The sequence below is a fragment of the Affinirhizobium lemnae genome (genome assembly GCF_022968395.1).
Taxonomy (GTDB): domain Bacteria; phylum Pseudomonadota; class Alphaproteobacteria; order Rhizobiales; family Rhizobiaceae; genus Neorhizobium; species Neorhizobium lemnae.
Genome location: NZ_JALJQZ010000040.1, coordinates 1 through 15,350 on the forward strand (window position 1 = coordinate 1; position 15,350 = coordinate 15,350).

14 protein-coding genes are annotated in these 15,350 nt (G+C 57.5%); all 14 read left to right on the forward strand.

Going from position 1 to position 15,350, the window contains the following annotated elements; genetic code table 11:
- The first annotated feature begins 518 nt into the window (after positions 1–518).
- Positions 519–2,708 (forward strand): hypothetical protein, encoded by a 2,190-nt coding sequence (locus MUU53_RS18510; protein WP_247262208.1) that lies wholly within the window; start codon positions 519–521, stop codon positions 2,706–2,708.
- Between the two features lie 174 nt (positions 2,709–2,882).
- On the forward strand, positions 2,883–4,172 hold the full coding sequence (gene urtA / locus MUU53_RS18515; RefSeq protein ID WP_247262209.1) for an urea ABC transporter substrate-binding protein: 1,290 nt from the start codon (positions 2,883–2,885) through the stop codon (positions 4,170–4,172).
- Between the two features lie 252 nt (positions 4,173–4,424).
- Complete coding sequence (gene urtB / locus MUU53_RS18520; RefSeq protein WP_247262210.1) at positions 4,425–6,035, forward strand: urea ABC transporter permease subunit UrtB; 1,611 nt, start codon at positions 4,425–4,427, stop codon at positions 6,033–6,035.
- Positions 6,032–7,198 (forward strand): urea ABC transporter permease subunit UrtC, encoded by a 1,167-nt coding sequence (gene urtC / locus MUU53_RS18525; protein ID WP_247262211.1) that lies wholly within the window; start codon positions 6,032–6,034, stop codon positions 7,196–7,198. The genes urtB and urtC overlap by 4 nt, the downstream gene beginning before the upstream one ends.
- A gap of 5 nt (positions 7,199–7,203) precedes the next feature.
- Positions 7,204–7,962 (forward strand): urea ABC transporter ATP-binding protein UrtD, encoded by a 759-nt coding sequence (gene urtD, locus MUU53_RS18530; RefSeq protein ID WP_062553746.1) that lies wholly within the window; start codon positions 7,204–7,206, stop codon positions 7,960–7,962.
- Between the two features lie 247 nt (positions 7,963–8,209).
- Positions 8,210–8,905, forward strand: a complete 696-nt coding sequence (gene urtE, locus MUU53_RS18535) for an urea ABC transporter ATP-binding subunit UrtE (RefSeq protein WP_247262212.1) — start codon at positions 8,210–8,212, stop codon at positions 8,903–8,905.
- A gap of 130 nt (positions 8,906–9,035) precedes the next feature.
- Positions 9,036–10,241, forward strand: a complete 1,206-nt coding sequence (locus tag MUU53_RS18540) for a CE1 family esterase (protein WP_247262213.1) — start codon at positions 9,036–9,038, stop codon at positions 10,239–10,241.
- Positions 10,175–11,002: an urease accessory protein UreD gene (locus MUU53_RS18545; RefSeq protein ID WP_247262214.1), complete on the forward strand. Its 828-nt coding sequence runs from the start codon at positions 10,175–10,177 to the stop codon at positions 11,000–11,002. Before MUU53_RS18540 ends, MUU53_RS18545 begins: the two co-directional genes overlap by 67 nt.
- A 21-nt stretch (positions 11,003–11,023) precedes the next feature.
- A complete protein-coding gene (locus MUU53_RS18550) occupies positions 11,024–11,326 on the forward strand; it encodes an urease subunit gamma (RefSeq protein ID WP_062553749.1) in 303 nt (100 codons plus the stop codon).
- A 10-nt stretch (positions 11,327–11,336) separates the two neighbouring features.
- Positions 11,337–11,642: an urease subunit beta gene (locus MUU53_RS18555; protein ID WP_062553750.1), complete on the forward strand. Its 306-nt coding sequence runs from the start codon at positions 11,337–11,339 to the stop codon at positions 11,640–11,642.
- Between the two features lie 28 nt (positions 11,643–11,670).
- Positions 11,671–12,090, forward strand: coding sequence for a lysozyme inhibitor LprI family protein (locus tag MUU53_RS18560; RefSeq protein WP_156379100.1), 420 nt, complete (start codon positions 11,671–11,673; stop codon positions 12,088–12,090).
- Between the two features lie 67 nt (positions 12,091–12,157).
- On the forward strand, positions 12,158–13,870 hold the full coding sequence (gene ureC / locus MUU53_RS18565) for an urease subunit alpha (protein WP_247262215.1): 1,713 nt from the start codon (positions 12,158–12,160) through the stop codon (positions 13,868–13,870).
- A gap of 260 nt (positions 13,871–14,130) precedes the next feature.
- Positions 14,131–14,643: an urease accessory protein UreE gene (ureE, locus tag MUU53_RS18570; protein WP_247262216.1), complete on the forward strand. Its 513-nt coding sequence runs from the start codon at positions 14,131–14,133 to the stop codon at positions 14,641–14,643.
- A complete protein-coding gene (locus tag MUU53_RS18575) occupies positions 14,643–15,314 on the forward strand; it encodes an urease accessory protein UreF (protein ID WP_247262217.1) in 672 nt (223 codons plus the stop codon). Before ureE ends, MUU53_RS18575 begins: the two co-directional genes overlap by 1 nt.
- Positions 15,315–15,350: the final 36 nt, after the last annotated feature.

The following is a 15,350-nucleotide window of genomic DNA, read 5'->3' on the forward strand; positions in this document are numbered from 1 at the left end:
CTCCAAAATCAGCTTTGAATCCGATTTGCGCTCTTTTGGGAATCCCAATCCTTAAATCATCACCACGACCTAGCTGAGATCGAACTGACACGACCATTTCTGTTAGCCCAAGCCCTTCGACAAAGTGGACGGCCGGTTTCGGCCAACCTTTTCAGGCGACATGGATTTTCGCCACTATCTTCGACTTTCGCCTCGGACGTACATCCAGGCTCGCACCTCGCACCCCCCTGATCCTGACGAAAATCCGTGGGCGCAGATTGATTCAATCAGGTCGGATGCCGCTCTAAAGCCAAGCCGGGCGGCGCGCTCACCCCCTCCGTCCAAACTCACAGTCTCTTCGCTACCATTCGCTATCTCATGCGCGCCATCTTCCTTTCCTTTTGGTATCTCCAAACCTTCTTCGAATTTAGTTTTTAGAACATATGAATGCCCTGATATTCATGTGTTTGTTACTGTCACAATTTTTTTGCAATAAATGTTTATAGAATTTTATGTAAATCAATATTGGACATTTCGTAATGAAGATTTCAAAAGATTTTTTGCGTACGAATGATGCAACAAAAATCCATAATACAAATGAAAATTCGATTAAGTCATCTTTCAAGCCTAATAGAAACAAGATTGATCCTACCGGAAAAAATAATATACAATATAATATTTCATCGATAAAAGAAAAAGGCGTGCGCGATTCATCTCCAGTCCTGTCGTTGTCGGTGGACGGACGCCCTTCTTTGGAGAGTGGCCCTGAGGAAACTAAGGGTGCTAAGTTATCCACCGCTCCACGGGCGCAGGGCGTGCCTCCGACATCAGATGAGGTTGTTCAAGATGATCCGCTGTCGATAAAGGAAAAAAGCGCGCGCGATTCATCTCCAGTCCTTTCGTTGTCGGTGGACCGACGCCTTTCTTTGGAGGGTGGCCGTGAGGAATTTACGGGTGCGAAATTATCCGCCGCACAAAGAGCGAAGGGCGTGCCTCCGACACCAGATGAGATTGTTCAGGGTTTACTTGATGGGAATCTTAATTTTGTGGATTATGCTAAAGAGATACCAGATCCTCAACCTTATGTGTCAAGAACGAACGTACCTTCAATCACGGACTGGGATCTATCGGTAAGCCGAGACCTTCAGTCTGAGAAAATGATGCCAAGCGATAGTTTCGCAGGCGATCGAAAATTCCTTGAAGATATGAGCGTAGAACTGATCAAAGCTGATAGTTCGACTGTTGACCGAGCCTTCATAAACCCCGAGACGATCAACAATCTCGGGAGTTTGCAGCCTGAACAGAAGGCTGCTTATGTATCTGATCTATTCGAAGCCAAGGCTAGACTCACTGCCTACGATAATCAGTATGGTGACAACGTTCCGGGCATAGAAGACGTTAAATCTGATTTACAGGGGCGAATTGATCGAGTTGTAGGCGATCCAGATGTCCTTATGGCGACGCAACAATCATTCTCTCGAGGAGCGAGAGAGTTCCTGTCTAGACCAGAAAATTCAGCTCTGCACATGCGACTGCAACAAGCCTATCTTGCTGATGTCGGTGGAGGCAAGGCTCTAGAACGAGAACTTGCCGCCGGGAAGCCGCTTGATGAAGCGTTTCAATCCTATTCGTCCGAGGTGTCGTTTCTGTCTTCTGTGTTGCAGCCGGAATTCACACAGAAGTTGAGCGGTGTCGCAAATGCTACGCTCTCTAGTCAGCTGAACAAGCACTACTTGGATGTAGATAAACCGGCGGATCTCAGCATTTATTCTGTCGACAAAGATGGAAATTCTGAAACACTTAGTCCTGTCGCGGATGCGATGTCACTTAAATTTATGGCTGACAATCTTGGGGATAGCAGTGTTTATCAGCCAGCCATCAAGTTCAATATGGCGCGCGACATCACTAGAAATGTTGACAGTATATTCGGCATGATGCGCAATGGTCTCAAGTTTCAAGATGCGTTTGCTTCATTCCAGAAGTCGTTAGAGAAACGCCCGTCGCCTCTAGGCTTGCCGAACGACGTTTATAAAGCAGGTCTTACTCATGCTGTACAGTCCGTTACGCAAGCGGGCGTCCTTGCTGCGCGTTCCATCGGCATGGGGCCGAAGCCGCAACCGCAGGATATTGCTGCCGTAGTTGCAAACTCTGTTCAAGTCGTTGGTATGATCTCGGAGGGACTTGCAAAGAACCTTGGTTCGGCGGGCAAGCCCTTTAGTATGTTCGGTACGGTCAACGGTTCGTGGGGTGACGCTGCGAGCAGGTTTATTTCACCCGCCAAACTGGAATTGGGAGGCAAGGTTCTGGGAAGCCTTGGTGGAGGAGCTATCAGTGCTCTGTCTTTCTTTGCCGCCAATCGTGCGCTCAAGGCAGGTGAAAAGGCAGAAGCTGCATTCCAGATCATCAATGGCACTGCCGGATTGACGGGAAGTTTTGTCGGTATGGGTGAGGTAGCACTTCAGGTGCTTAATACCGTGCCAAAAGGTGTTGGCCCGACTGCCGCGCAGGCGACACGTTTCTCGTCTCTGGTGAGCAATACGGTCAAGACCGGCCTGGCTGCTGTTGGCAGAGGCGCAGCCATAGTCGGTTCGGTTGCTGGATTGGTTTTGGGCCTGATCGACATGGCCAAGGGGGCAAGGAAACTGACGACTTCGCAAAAGGCTCTCAACAACCTGCTGCGTCCAATCTTGGGACGCGAGGTAAGGTTCGAGTTCGGACCAAGTTTGTAGCCGAAGATTCTGGTGTGCTGGAAGCTGTTGCGTGACAAGCTTCCAGTTTCACCCCCCTCACATACGTCATTTTACGTATGTGGTTTTGCAGTGCAGCGACCCATAGTCCGGTCAGCAACGGTTAACAGGCTTTAACCGGATGTTGCACTCAAAACAAAAAAGAGGGGTTCTGCCATGACATTGAAAGCCAAGCTGGGCGGTGCGCTCATCGCCGCCATCATGTCCACCACCGCATTCCACGGCGCATTTGCCGCCGAAGATACGATCAAGATCGGCGTTCTCCACTCGCTCTCCGGCACGATGGCGATTTCGGAAACCACGCTGAAGGACGCCATGCTGATGCTCGTCGAAGAGCAGAACAAGAAGGGCGGCGTTCTGGGCAAGAAGCTGGAAGCCGTCGTTGTCGATCCGGCTTCCGACTGGCCGCTGTTTGCCGAAAAGGCTCGCCAGCTGATCTCCAAGGACAAGGTCGCCGCCGTCTTCGGTTGCTGGACCTCGTCTTCGCGCAAGTCTGTTCTGCCGGTCTTCGAAGAGCTGAACTCCATTCTCTTCTATCCCGTCCAGTACGAGGGTGAAGAATCCTCGCGCAATATCTTTTACACCGGTGCCGCTCCGAACCAGCAGGCCATTCCGGCCGTTGACTACCTGATGAAAAACGAAGGCGTTCAGCGCTGGGTTCTGGAAGGCACCGATTACGTCTATCCGCAGACCACGAACAAGATCCTCAAGGCCTACCTCATGTCCAAGGGCGTGAAGGCCGAGGATATCATGGTCAACTACACGCCATTCGGCTTCTCCGACTGGCAGACGGAAGTCTCCAAGATCAAGGCCTTCGGTTCGGCAGGCAAGAAGACGGCTGTTGTTTCCACCATCAATGGCGATGCAAACGTGCCGTTCTACAAGGAGCTGGCAAACCAGGGCATCAAGGCTGAAGACATTCCCGTCGTGGCCTTCTCCGTCGGTGAAGAAGAGCTGGCCGGTATCGACACCAAGCCGCTCGTCGGCCACCTCGCTGCCTGGAACTACTTCCAGTCTGTCGATGCGCCGATCAATGCCGAGTTCATCAAGACCTGGCACGCCTTCACCAAAAACGATAAGCGCGTGACGAACGACCCCATGGAAGCCGCCTATATCGGTTTCAACGCGTGGGTTAAGGCGGTCGAGGCTGCCGGAACGACCGAAACTGACAAGGTTCTTGATAGCATCATCGGCGTTTCCGTGCCGAACCTGTCTGGCGGTACTTCTACTGTCATGCCGAACCACCACATCACCAAGCCGGTTCTGATCGGCGAAATCCAGGCGAATGGCCAGTTCGAAATCGTGCAGCAGACGCCATCCGTCGTGGGTGACGAATGGTCCGATTACCTGCCGGACTCCAAGGACCTGATCTCCGATTGGCGCAAGCCGATGTCTTGCGGCAACTTCAACGTTGCCACCGGCAAGTGCGGCGGCAAGGGCAGCTAAGTCTTCCGACATCCGGGGGGGAGACCCCTCCCACCCCTCCCCACAAGGGGGAGGGCTTAACCCAGCCGATCTGCTGAAGCTTACTGAGGCCAGGTGGGTTCCGCGTATCTTCTCCCCCCTTGTGGGGGAGATGGCCGGCAGGCCAGAGGGGGAATATGTTCTGCCATCTTGCCGTCTCTTCTTTGAAAAAGGCACGATGGCAGGGTGCTCTGTCCCTCAGTCTCTGCTGCGCGCCATCCGGGGGACAATAGAATGTTCAAGCGTTTATTTACACTCACTCTTTTGCTTATGTCGCTTGCCGCAACATCCTTCGCGCAATCTGGCAGCGATCCGAAGGCCCTGTTCAATGCACTTGGCAAGGCGGATTTCAAGCAGACGGAAGAGCTGATCGGTCAGTTGGCCGCGACCGGCGATCCGCGCATCGTGCCAGCCCTGGAGGCCTTTGCGGAAGGTGAGCTCTATGCCCGCAAATCCGATAGCGCAGTATTCATCACCAAAGCAGCCGGGACCAATGTCGCCCTGATCGATCCGGTCACGGGTGCTGCCGCCGGTGAGGTGCCGAAGGCGCAGCTGAACAAGCTGAAGATCAACAACAACCTGCGCCGCGTCATTCGCTCGGCACTTGGCGGTCTGACACTGCTGAGCCCCGACAAGGCCGTGCGCATGGCAGCCGCCGACGCGGTTCTGAAGTCTCCCAGCGCGGAAAATCTTGAGCTGGTCGAGGCAGCCCTTGCCAAGGAAACCGATGCGGCCGTCAAGGTGCGCATGGAAGAGGCGCGTGCCGCTTCTGTGCTGATTTCTGACCGCGTAATCGACCAGAAGAAGCAGGCGATCGATACGATTGCCAATCTCGGCGGGCGTGATGGCATCAGCATCCTGATGTCGGTTTCGTCTTCGATCGATCCCGCCCTGAAGGGTGATCTCGACATGGCGATCACCAAGATCGAAAATTCACTGAAGCTTTGGGAAGTCGCCCAGAATGTCTGGTACGGCATGTCGCTCGGCTCCGTGCTGCTGCTCGCGGCCATCGGCCTTGCCATCACCTTCGGCGTCATGGGCATCATCAACATGGCGCATGGCGAAATGGTCATGCTGGGTGCCTATTCCACCTTCATGGTGCAGGAATTGATCCGCACCCACGCGCCGCAGCTGTTCGACTGGTCGCTGGCCATTGCTCTGCCGGTCGCCTTCCTTGTGACAGCTGGTGTCGGTCTCGTTATCGAGCGCGGCGTCATCCGCTTTCTCTACGGGCGTCCGCTGGAAACCCTGCTGGCGACCTGGGGCGTATCGCTGATTCTCCAGCAGCTGGTACGCTCCATCTTTGGGCCGACGAACCAGGAAGTTGGCAATCCGTCCTGGATGTCCGGTGCCTTTGCGCTGGGTGGGCTGCAGATCACCTGGAACCGCCTGTGGATCGTCGCCTTCTCCCTATCGATTTTCATCGGCCTGCTGATCGTGATGAAGCGCTCCGCCTTCGGCCTGCAGATGCGGGCCGTGACCCAGAACCGCCGCATGGCCTCTTCCATGGGTATTCGCACGCCCTGGGTCGATGCCTTCACATTCGCGCTCGGCTCGGGCATCGCGGGTATTGCTGGCGTGGCGCTGTCTCAGATCGACAACGTTTCGCCCAATCTCGGCCAGTCCTACATCATCGATAGCTTCATGGTCGTGGTGTTCGGCGGCGTGGGCAATCTCTGGGGAACGCTGGTGGGCGCGCTGTCGCTCGGCATCCTCAACAAGCTCCTCGAGCCGTGGACCGGTGCCGTGCTCGGCAAGATCCTCGTGCTTGTTCTCATCATCCTCTTTATCCAGAAGAGACCGCGCGGCCTGTTCGCGCTCAAGGGAAGGGCGGTGGAAGCATGATTTCCAGCTTTATCCTGCGTGCTCTGGAAGGCCGCATCGTCGTAACCGTCTGCATCATTCTTGCCGTGGCCCTTCTGGTGCCAGCCAGCAATCTGCTCCTTTCGCCCGACAATGCATTGCATATCCCAACCTATGTGATGTCGCTGATGGGCAAGTATCTCTGTTATGCGCTTCTGGCGCTGGCATTGGATCTCGTCTGGGGCTATTGCGGCATTCTGTCCTTGGGCCACGGCGCTTTCTTTGCACTCGGCGGCTATGCCATGGGCATGTATCTGATGCGCCAGATCGGCAGCCGTGGCGTCTATGGCGATCCCGTCCTGCCCGATTTCATGGTGTTCCTGAACTGGAAGCAGTTGCCGTGGTTCTGGCATGGCTTCGACATGTTCTGGTTTGCCTGTGCGATGGTGCTGGTGGTGCCAGGGTTGCTCGCCTTTGTCTTCGGCTGGTTCGCCTTCCGCTCTCGCGTCAACGGCGTCTATCTCTCCATCATCACCCAGGCCATGACCTATGCGCTGATGCTCGCCTTCTTCCGCAATGACATGGGCTTTGGCGGCAATAACGGTCTGACGGATTACAAGGATATTCTCGGCTTCTCTGTTCAGGCAGATGGAACGCGCGCTGTGCTCTTCTCTCTTTCTGCGATCATGCTGTCGCTCTGCCTCGTGCTGGCCTCGGCCATCACCCGCTCGAAGTTCGGCAAGGTGCTGGTGGGCGTGCGTGATGCCGAAAGCCGCGTTCGCTTCCTCGGTTTCCGGGTGGAGAACATCAAGCTCTTCACCTTCGTCACCTCGGCCATGATGGCGGGCATTGCGGGCGCCCTGTTCGTGCCGCAGGTCGGCATCATCAATCCGGGCGAATTCGCACCGGCCAATTCCATCGAAGTCGTGGTGTGGACAGCGGTCGGCGGTCGCGGAACTCTCATCGGTCCGATCATCGGTGCGGTACTGGTCAATGGCGGCAAGAGCTTCTTCACCGGCGCTTTTCCTGAATTCTGGCTCTATGCACTGGGCGCTCTCTTCATCTTCGTCACGCTGTTCATGCCCAAGGGGATTGTCGGCACCGTTCAGGCTGCACTTGCCAATCGCAAGGCGGTGAAGGCTGCAGCGCGTGCCCAGGCCCAGAATAACGATACGCCTTCAACACAGATCCAGGCCGCGGAGTAAGACCCATGGAAATCAAGGACTCCAAGCCGAAATCGCTGCTCTATCTCGATGGTGTTTCCGTCTCCTTCGATGGATTCCGGGCGCTGAATTCGCTTTCCTTCGTGGTTGAGCCAGGTGAGCTTCGCGCCATCATCGGCCCGAACGGCGCGGGCAAGACGACGATGATGGACATCATCACCGGCAAGACCCGGCCTGACAGCGGCACTGTTCTGTTCGAGGAAAAGGTGGATCTCACCAAGCGAGACGAGGCCGATATTGCCCAGCTGGGCATTGGCCGGAAGTTCCAGAAGCCGACGGTGTTCGAGAGCCACACTGTGTGGGACAATCTGGAACTGGCGCTCAACCGCAAGCGCGGCGTCTTTTCGACCCTGTTCTATCGCCTCTCGGGCGAGGACCGTGATCGCATCGAGGAAATTCTTGGCACCATCCGGCTGACGCATCGGCGCGACGAACTGGCGGCCAACCTTTCCCACGGCCAGAAGCAGTGGCTGGAAATCGGCATGTTGCTGGCGCAGGAGCCGAAGCTTCTGCTGGTCGATGAGCCCGTGGCGGGCATGACCGATGCCGAAACCGCCGAAACCGCCATTCTGCTGCGTGAGATTGCCAAGAGCCGCTCGGTGGTGGTGGTGGAGCACGACATGGGCTTCATCCGGGATCTCGGCGTCAAGGTGACCTGTCTTGCTGAGGGCTCCGTGCTGGCTGAAGGGTCGATCGATTTCGTGTCGAACGATCCGAAGGTCATTGAGAACTATCTGGGGCGGTGAGGCATATATAAATGTTGACGCAGTCACCCCCCTCTGTCCTGCCGGACATTATTATCGACGGCTTTAACACGTCTGGCGGGGAAACCCCTCCCCAACCCCTCCCCACAAGGGGGAGGGGCTTAACCCGCCGCAATCTCTCTGCCCAGATTTGGTCAAGAGGTGGCTACGAGTCTTCTCCCCCCTTGTGGGGGAGATGGCCGGCAGGCCAGAGGGGGAATAGGCTTACCGTCGCGATGTGGAGCACACCATGCTGACAGTCAACAACATCAACCTTCACTACGGCGCGGCGCAGGCACTGCGTGGCGTTTCCATCGAAGCGCCCATGGGTAAGATCACCTGTGTGCTAGGGCGAAACGGTGTGGGCAAGAGCTCGCTTTTGCGCGCCATCACCGGCCAGCATGCGGTGAGCGCGGGTACGATTTCCTTCAATGGTGAAAGCCTGAACGGCCTGGCACCCTTCCGCCGTGCAAAACAGGGCATCGGCTATGTGCCGCAGGGGCGGGAGATCTTTCCGCTTCTGACGGTACAGGAAAATCTGGAAACGGGCTTTGCGCCGCTGGCGCGCAAGGACCGGTTCATTCCCGATGATATCTTCAGCCTGTTTCCCGTGCTGAACTCAATGCTGTCACGTCGCGGCGGCGATCTGTCCGGCGGGCAGCAGCAGCAGCTGGCGATCGGTCGCGCCATGGTTACACGACCGAAAGTGCTGGTTCTGGATGAGCCGACTGAGGGAATTCAACCTTCGATCATCAAGGATATCGGGCGTGCAATCCGATATTTGCGAGATTCCACAGGTATGGCCATTCTTCTGGTCGAACAGTATCTCGACTTCTGCCGTGAACTGGCGGATCATGTCTACATCATGGATCGGGGTGAAATCGTTCATGAAGGTGCCGCAGAAACGCTCGACACACCGGAGGCCAGACGGCATCTCACGGTGTAATAGATGCTCATATTTTGCATGGCTGCCGGTCATGGAGAGGGTTCAATAGTATCTTCTAATATGTTAGTCAGAGCGCGGTTTTCATCCAACGCATACCTCTTTCCACGCACTCTCCTTTACGAGGCGCTTGATGGCATTTGAAATTCGCTCTGGTTCAATCCTCCGCGCTCTTGGCTGCATGACCGCAGCGGGCGCCTTTTTCTTAGGGCCAGGCATGGCCGCTCAGGCGGCTGGCTGTGGTACGCCGGTTGAACCGGGCTATCATGATGTATCGGTCGATGTCGGCGGCACTCAGCGCTCCGGCGTCGTGTTTGTTCCCGACAGTTACACGGGCCAGGACAAGGTTTCCGTCGTTTTCGATTTTCACGGCAGCAACAGCAATCCGCGCGGGCAGATGCTGCGCAGTTCGTGGGACAAGGTTGCGGCGAAGAACGGCTTCCTGGTGTTTGCACCTCAGGGCAGTCTTTCTGGCAATATGCCAGGAACGAATGCTTGGAATGTGCCGGGCGTGACCTTCCGCGAAGGCGGGTTGGATGAGGTGGCCTTCATCAAGGCTGCTGTCGAAAATGTGAAGCAGAGCTATTGCGTCGATCCGGCGCAGATCTTCGCGTCGGGCTATTCCGGGGGCGGTCGCATGTTGTCGGCCTATCTCTGCTCGGGGGCGAATGATTTTGCCGGTGCCGGTTTCGTCAATTCGCTGCGCGTCGGCCTGCCGGTCGAAAATCGCGAGGGCAAATGGGGAGCGGATCCTTCCACCTGCCAGCCCGCCAAGCCGATTTCGATCATGGCGTTTGCCGGGATCAAGGATGAGCAGAACCCCTATGCCGGGGGCGGCAAACCCTATTGGCAATACAGTTTCAAGACCGCGCTTCAGCGCTGGATGGAACTGGACGGCTGCAAGGCCAATGCCAAGCCGGATACGATCGAGGGGGTGACCTACAGCCTCTACGATACCTGCCAGAACGGCGCGCGCATCGCGACCTATGAATTCGAAAACGGCAGCCATGACTGGCCGAAGCCAAATGCGAAGGCGAACGTCATCGCTGCTGCCAGCGAGGGACAGGCGGCAGGTGTCGTGAAGGTCTCGGCAGTCAAGAAGCCGAGTTTCGATCCGAATGTCGATCCGGCCTATCGCATGTGGGATTTCTTCCGCAAGGCCGACAGTACGGATGTCGTGGCCACGGCACGGCCATCCTCCGCCAAGGCAAAGGTCCAGGCGGTCGGTTGTGCGGGCGATGAGGCATCCACGATGAATACCGAGGGGATGACGTGCAGCAACAGCCAGCCGAACGACCAGCCGCGCCGCAGCGGGCTCGGGGCAAAGGGCGCCTTGTAACGAAGCAGTTGGCGGGCCGTACGCGGCTCGCCGAACTCTATCAGGAAGGTTGCGGTAAGATCCGCCTGCCGGACACGTTCGATTCCTCCCTCGAAGCCATTCTCATCAACAGCTCCGGCGGCCTGACCGGCGGCGACCGGCTGGAATGGTCGCTGCGCGCCGGTCCCGGCACGGATGTGACCGTGACCACCCAGGCGAACGAGAAGATCTATAAAGCGTCCGCCGATACGGCGCTCCTGAAGAGCGAGATCGAAGCGGGCGAAGGCAGTCGCGTGGCGTGGCTGCCGCAGGAAAGCATTCTCTTCGATCGCGCCTCGCTGACCCGCGAACTGCATGTCGATCTGGCCGAGACAGCTGAATTTCTGGCTGTGGAGGCGGTCATTCTTGGACGAACCGCCATGGGCGAGAGTGCCGAAAACGGTTTCTTTCGTGATCGTTGGCGTGTGCGCCGTGCGGGTCGTCTCATCCATGCGGAGGAAGTGCGGATGGAGGGCGAGATCGCTCGTCTGGGAGAGCAGTCTTCGGTACTTTCCGGCAAGGTGGCTTTTGCTACCGTTTTCTATTCCGGGCCCCAATGCGAGGCGTTTCTGCCGCGCCTTAAGCCTCTTCTTGAAGATGGATATGCTGGCGCAAGCCTCTGGAAAGACAAGCTTATTATTCGCGCTGCAGCATCACATGGTTTTGCGCTGCGAAAAATTCTGGTTCCGGTGATTTCGCTCTTGCGAAAAGACGCAAACGTGCCGAAAGTCTGGAACATCTGAGAGACAATAATCGGGGAACCCATGAACCTCAGCCCAAGAGAAAAAGACAAGCTTCTGATATCCATGGCCGCCATGGTGGCCCGCCGCAGGCTGGAACGCGGCGTGAAGCTGAACTATCCGGAAGCCATTGCCTTGATTACCGATTTCGTGGTCGAAGGTGCCCGCGACGGCCGCGCCGTGCCCGACCTGATGGAAGCGGGCGCGCATGTCATCACCCGCGACCAGGTGATGGAGGGGATCGCGGAAATGATCCACGACGTGCAGGTGGAAGCAACCTTCCCGGACGGCACCAAGCTGGTGACCGTTCACGAACCAATCCGGTGAGGGCAAAACCATGATCCCAGGCGAAATCATTTCCGCAAGTGGCGACATCGAGCTGAACAGCGGTCAGCCGACAGTGACCATCGAAGTGTCCAATACGGGTGACCGTCCGGTGCAGGTGGGCAGCCACTATCATTTCTTCGAGACCAATGCCGGACTTTCCTTTGACCGCGACAAGGCGCGCGGCATGCGGCTGGATATTCCGGCAGGAACGGCGGTGCGTTTCGAACCGGGCCAGACGCGTGAGGTGACCCTCATTCCTCTCTCCGGCAAGCGCGAGGTTTACGGTTTCCGGCAGAAGATCATGGGCGCTTTGTGAACGCGCCATGCAGAAAGCGAAGCGTTCGATGAAACTGTTTCTTGGCCTGATGCTGTGCGGATGTGTTCTCTTGCAGGATGGGCCTTCCTCCGCGGAAGAAAAGCCGAATTTCGACTGCGAAAACAAGAATACGCAGATGGAAATGAACGCCTGCGCCCAGGAAGAATATGACGCTGCCGACAAGGCGCTGAACAATCAGTGGAAGCTGACGCGCAAGGCCATGGCCGATTGGGACAAGCAGCTTGATGCCGATCAGCGCGGCGCTGAAGCCGCTCTTCTGAAAGGGCAGCGGGCCTGGATAACCTATCGGGATGGCCAGTGCGATGCGGAAGGCTTTCAGGCGCGCGGCGGCACGCTGGAGACAATGTTCTACATCAATTGCCAGACACGCCTTACGAAGAGCCGGACGCAAGAGCTCAAAGAACTCGCCGAACCAATCGGTCAATAAAAACCAAGGGGCATGATCAGGCGCGAGGGGCGTCGGCATGTCCATGCATGATGGAGCAAGATAGCCCATGCCTTACAAGATTTCCCGCGCTGCCTATGCCAGCATGTTCGGCCCGACCGTGGGCGACAAGGTGCGCCTTGCCGATACGGAGCTTTTCATCGAGGTGGAGAAGGATTTCACCACCTATGGCGAGGAGGTGAAGTTCGGCGGCGGCAAGGTCATTCGTGATGGCATGGGCCAGAGCCAGGTCAGCCGTGCCGAAGGTGCTGTCGACACCGTGATCACCAATGTCGTGATCGTGGATCATACCGGCATCGTCAAGGCCGATATCGGTCTCAAGGACGGCCGCATCGTTGCCATCGGCAAGGCGGGCAATCCGGATACGCAGCCGGGCGTCAATATCATCGTCGGTCCCGGCACCGAGGCGATTGCTGGCGAGGGCAAGATTATCACCGCTGGTGGCATGGATGCTCACATCCATTTCATCTGCCCGCAGCAGATCGAGGAAGCCCTGATGAGCGGCCTCACCTGCATGCTGGGCGGCGGCACCGGGCCTGCCCATGGCACGCTCGCCACCACCTGTACGCCGGGTCCATGGCATATTGCCCGGATGATCGAGGCAGCCGACGCCTTCCCCATGAACCTCGCCTTCGCCGGCAAGGGCAATGCCTCTCTGCCGCGCGCGCTGGAGGAGATGGTTCTGGGCGGCGCCACCTCTCTCAAGCTGCACGAGGACTGGGGCACGACCCCCGGCGCTATCGATTGCTGCCTTTCGGTTGCCGATCAATACGATGTGCAGGTGATGATCCATACCGATACGCTGAACGAGAGCGGCTTCGTGGAAGATACGGTCGGCGCCATCAAAGGTCGCACCATTCATGCCTTCCATACGGAAGGGGCGGGCGGTGGCCACGCGCCGGATATCATCAAGATCTGCGGCGAACTGAATGTCATCCCGTCCTCCACGAACCCGACGCGGCCCTATACGGTCAACACGCTGGCCGAACACCTGGACATGTTGATGGTCTGTCATCACCTTTCGCCGTCCATTCCGGAAGACATCGCCTTTGCCGAAAGCCGCATCCGCAAGGAAACCATCGCGGCGGAAGACATCCTGCACGATATCGGTGCGTTTTCGATCATCTCGTCGGACAGTCAGGCCATGGGCCGCGTGGGAGAGGTCATCATCCGCACTTGGCAGACGGCAGACAAGATGAAGCGCCAGCGCGGCAGCCTGCCGGGCGAAACCGGTGACAACGATAATCTGCGTGTGCGTCGCTACGTGGCGAAATACACGATCAACCCGGCGATTGCGCATGGAGTGAGCCACGAAATCGGTTCCATCGAAGTGGGCAAGCGTGCCGATCTCGTGATCTGGAACCCGGCCTTCTTCGGTGTGAAGCCGGATATGGTGCTGATGGGCGGCGTGATTGCGGCGGCCCCGATGGGCGATCCGAATGCTTCGATCCCGACACCACAGCCGGTGCATTACCGCCCCATGTTCGGTGCTTACGGCAAGGCGCGGACAAACTCATCGGTCACCTTCGTGTCCCAGGCAGCTCTGGACAATGGCCTTGCCAATCGTCTCGGCGTTGCCAAGCAGCTGGTGGCAGTGAAGAACACGCGCGGCGGTATTTCCAAGAAATCAATGATCCTCAACGATCTGACGCCGCACATCGAGGTGGACCCGGAAACCTATGAAGTGCGAGCCGATGGCGAGTTGCTGACCTGCGAACCGGCAACGGTTCTGCCGATGGCGCAGCGCTATTTCCTGTTTTGATAGTATTCGAGCTACGTTTGTGACAGCGATTTTACCCCCCTCTGTCCTGCCGGACATCTCCCCCTCAAGGGGGGAGATCGAATCGTGGCACGACTGCTGCCCCTCATTCAGGTTATTGAATGCGGCTAGCGCATATGCGGAATGTGTCGAGCGTCATCGTCTTGCCAATCTCCCCCCTTGAGGGGGAGATGTCCGGCAGGACAGAGGGGGGTGAAGGACATCTCTCCTGTCAGTTGAGTTTTTCTGGTAAAGGTAACACCATGCAGCATGTCCATTCCTACCGCCCCGCAGGGGAAGTCAGCGATCCGCCGATCGATACGGTGACGCTTCCGCACGATCTGCGCCATTTGCGGCGCAAGCTGTTGCACCTCTCCAATGGTGACATGGTGATGCTGGACCTGAAGGAAGCCGTTCTGTTTCACGATGGCGATCGGCTGGTGCTCGATAATGGCGATACGGTAGAGGTGAAGGCGGCGGCGGAAAAGCTGTTCGAGGTGAAGGCGCGGAATACGCTGCACCTCATCGAACTCGCCTGGTACCTGGGCAACCGGCATCTTTCGGCGCAGATTGAAGAAGGTCGCATTCTCATCCTGCGCGATCATGTGATCCGTGCGATGCTGGAAGGTCTCGGTGCTGCGGTGGTGGATGTGGAAGAGTCATTCCAGCCTGCGCGCGGGGCCTATCACAGTCACGGCGGCCATTCGCACGGTCATTCCCATGGCCACTCTCATGATCACTCGCATGACCATCACCACGGGCATCATCACGACTGATGACTGCCGCGGCCAGTACACAAGCGCTGATGCGGCTGATGGCATGGCTTTCGCCCGCCTTTCCGGTGGGTGGCTTTGCCTATTCCAGCGGGTTGGAGCGGGCGGTCCATGACCGGCTTGTCACGGATGCGGCTGGACTGGAGGCCTGGCTTTCCACGTCGCTCAGACACGGAATGCTGTGGAACGATGCCGTGTTCGTGTCGCTTGCGGCGCGGTGTTACGAGGCGTCTGATCCGTTGAGCGAACTGGCGGAGCTGGCGCTGGCGCTGGCCGGTTCCGCAGAGCGGCATATGGAAACGCTCTCGCTTGGCAAAGCCTTCCTGATGGCGGCAACGGCCTGGCCGTCGCCAGTCTTCGAACGGCTGCCGGTGGAGTGTCCTTATCCGGTCTCGGTCGGCGCTGTCGCGGGCGCGCATGGCATTTCGGCTGAACAGGCGATTGCCGCCTTCCTGCACGCTGGCCTTTCGCAAGGTGTATCCGCAGGCATTCGCCTGGGCGTTGCGGGCCAGCAGGATGGTCTTCGCATCCTGTCGGCCCTGGAGGCGACTGCGGGTAAGGTGGCCGAACGTGCGGTGGTGGCAGAATTGAATGATCTCGGCTCTGCCACCGTGCAGGCGGATATCGCTTCCATCCGGCACGAGGCGCAGGTGTCGCGCCTCTTCCGATCTTGACCATGTCTTGTGCGGGTCGATCCGTACGTTATTCTG

What these genes read in the sequence shown, in the direction of transcription:
- MUU53_RS18510 (WP_247262208.1), top strand. Translation starts at nt 519, where the DNA reads ATGAAGATTTCAAAAGATTTTTTGCGTACGAATGATGCAACAAAAATC.
- urtA (WP_247262209.1), top strand. Translation starts at nt 2,883, where the DNA reads ATGACATTGAAAGCCAAGCTGGGCGGTGCGCTCATCGCCGCCATCATG.
- urtB (WP_247262210.1), top strand. Translation starts at nt 4,425, where the DNA reads ATGTTCAAGCGTTTATTTACACTCACTCTTTTGCTTATGTCGCTTGCC.
- urtC (WP_247262211.1), top strand. Translation starts at nt 6,032, where the DNA reads ATGATTTCCAGCTTTATCCTGCGTGCTCTGGAAGGCCGCATCGTCGTA.
- urtD (WP_062553746.1), top strand. Translation starts at nt 7,204, where the DNA reads ATGGAAATCAAGGACTCCAAGCCGAAATCGCTGCTCTATCTCGATGGT.
- urtE (WP_247262212.1), top strand. Translation starts at nt 8,210, where the DNA reads ATGCTGACAGTCAACAACATCAACCTTCACTACGGCGCGGCGCAGGCA.
- MUU53_RS18540 (WP_247262213.1), top strand. Translation starts at nt 9,036, where the DNA reads ATGGCATTTGAAATTCGCTCTGGTTCAATCCTCCGCGCTCTTGGCTGC.
- MUU53_RS18550 (WP_062553749.1), top strand. Translation starts at nt 11,024, where the DNA reads ATGAACCTCAGCCCAAGAGAAAAAGACAAGCTTCTGATATCCATGGCC.
- MUU53_RS18555 (WP_062553750.1), top strand. Translation starts at nt 11,337, where the DNA reads ATGATCCCAGGCGAAATCATTTCCGCAAGTGGCGACATCGAGCTGAAC.
- MUU53_RS18560 (WP_156379100.1), top strand. Translation starts at nt 11,671, where the DNA reads ATGAAACTGTTTCTTGGCCTGATGCTGTGCGGATGTGTTCTCTTGCAG.
- ureC (WP_247262215.1), top strand. Translation starts at nt 12,158, where the DNA reads ATGCCTTACAAGATTTCCCGCGCTGCCTATGCCAGCATGTTCGGCCCG.
- ureE (WP_247262216.1), top strand. Translation starts at nt 14,131, where the DNA reads ATGCAGCATGTCCATTCCTACCGCCCCGCAGGGGAAGTCAGCGATCCG.
- MUU53_RS18575 (WP_247262217.1), top strand. Translation starts at nt 14,643, where the DNA reads ATGACTGCCGCGGCCAGTACACAAGCGCTGATGCGGCTGATGGCATGG.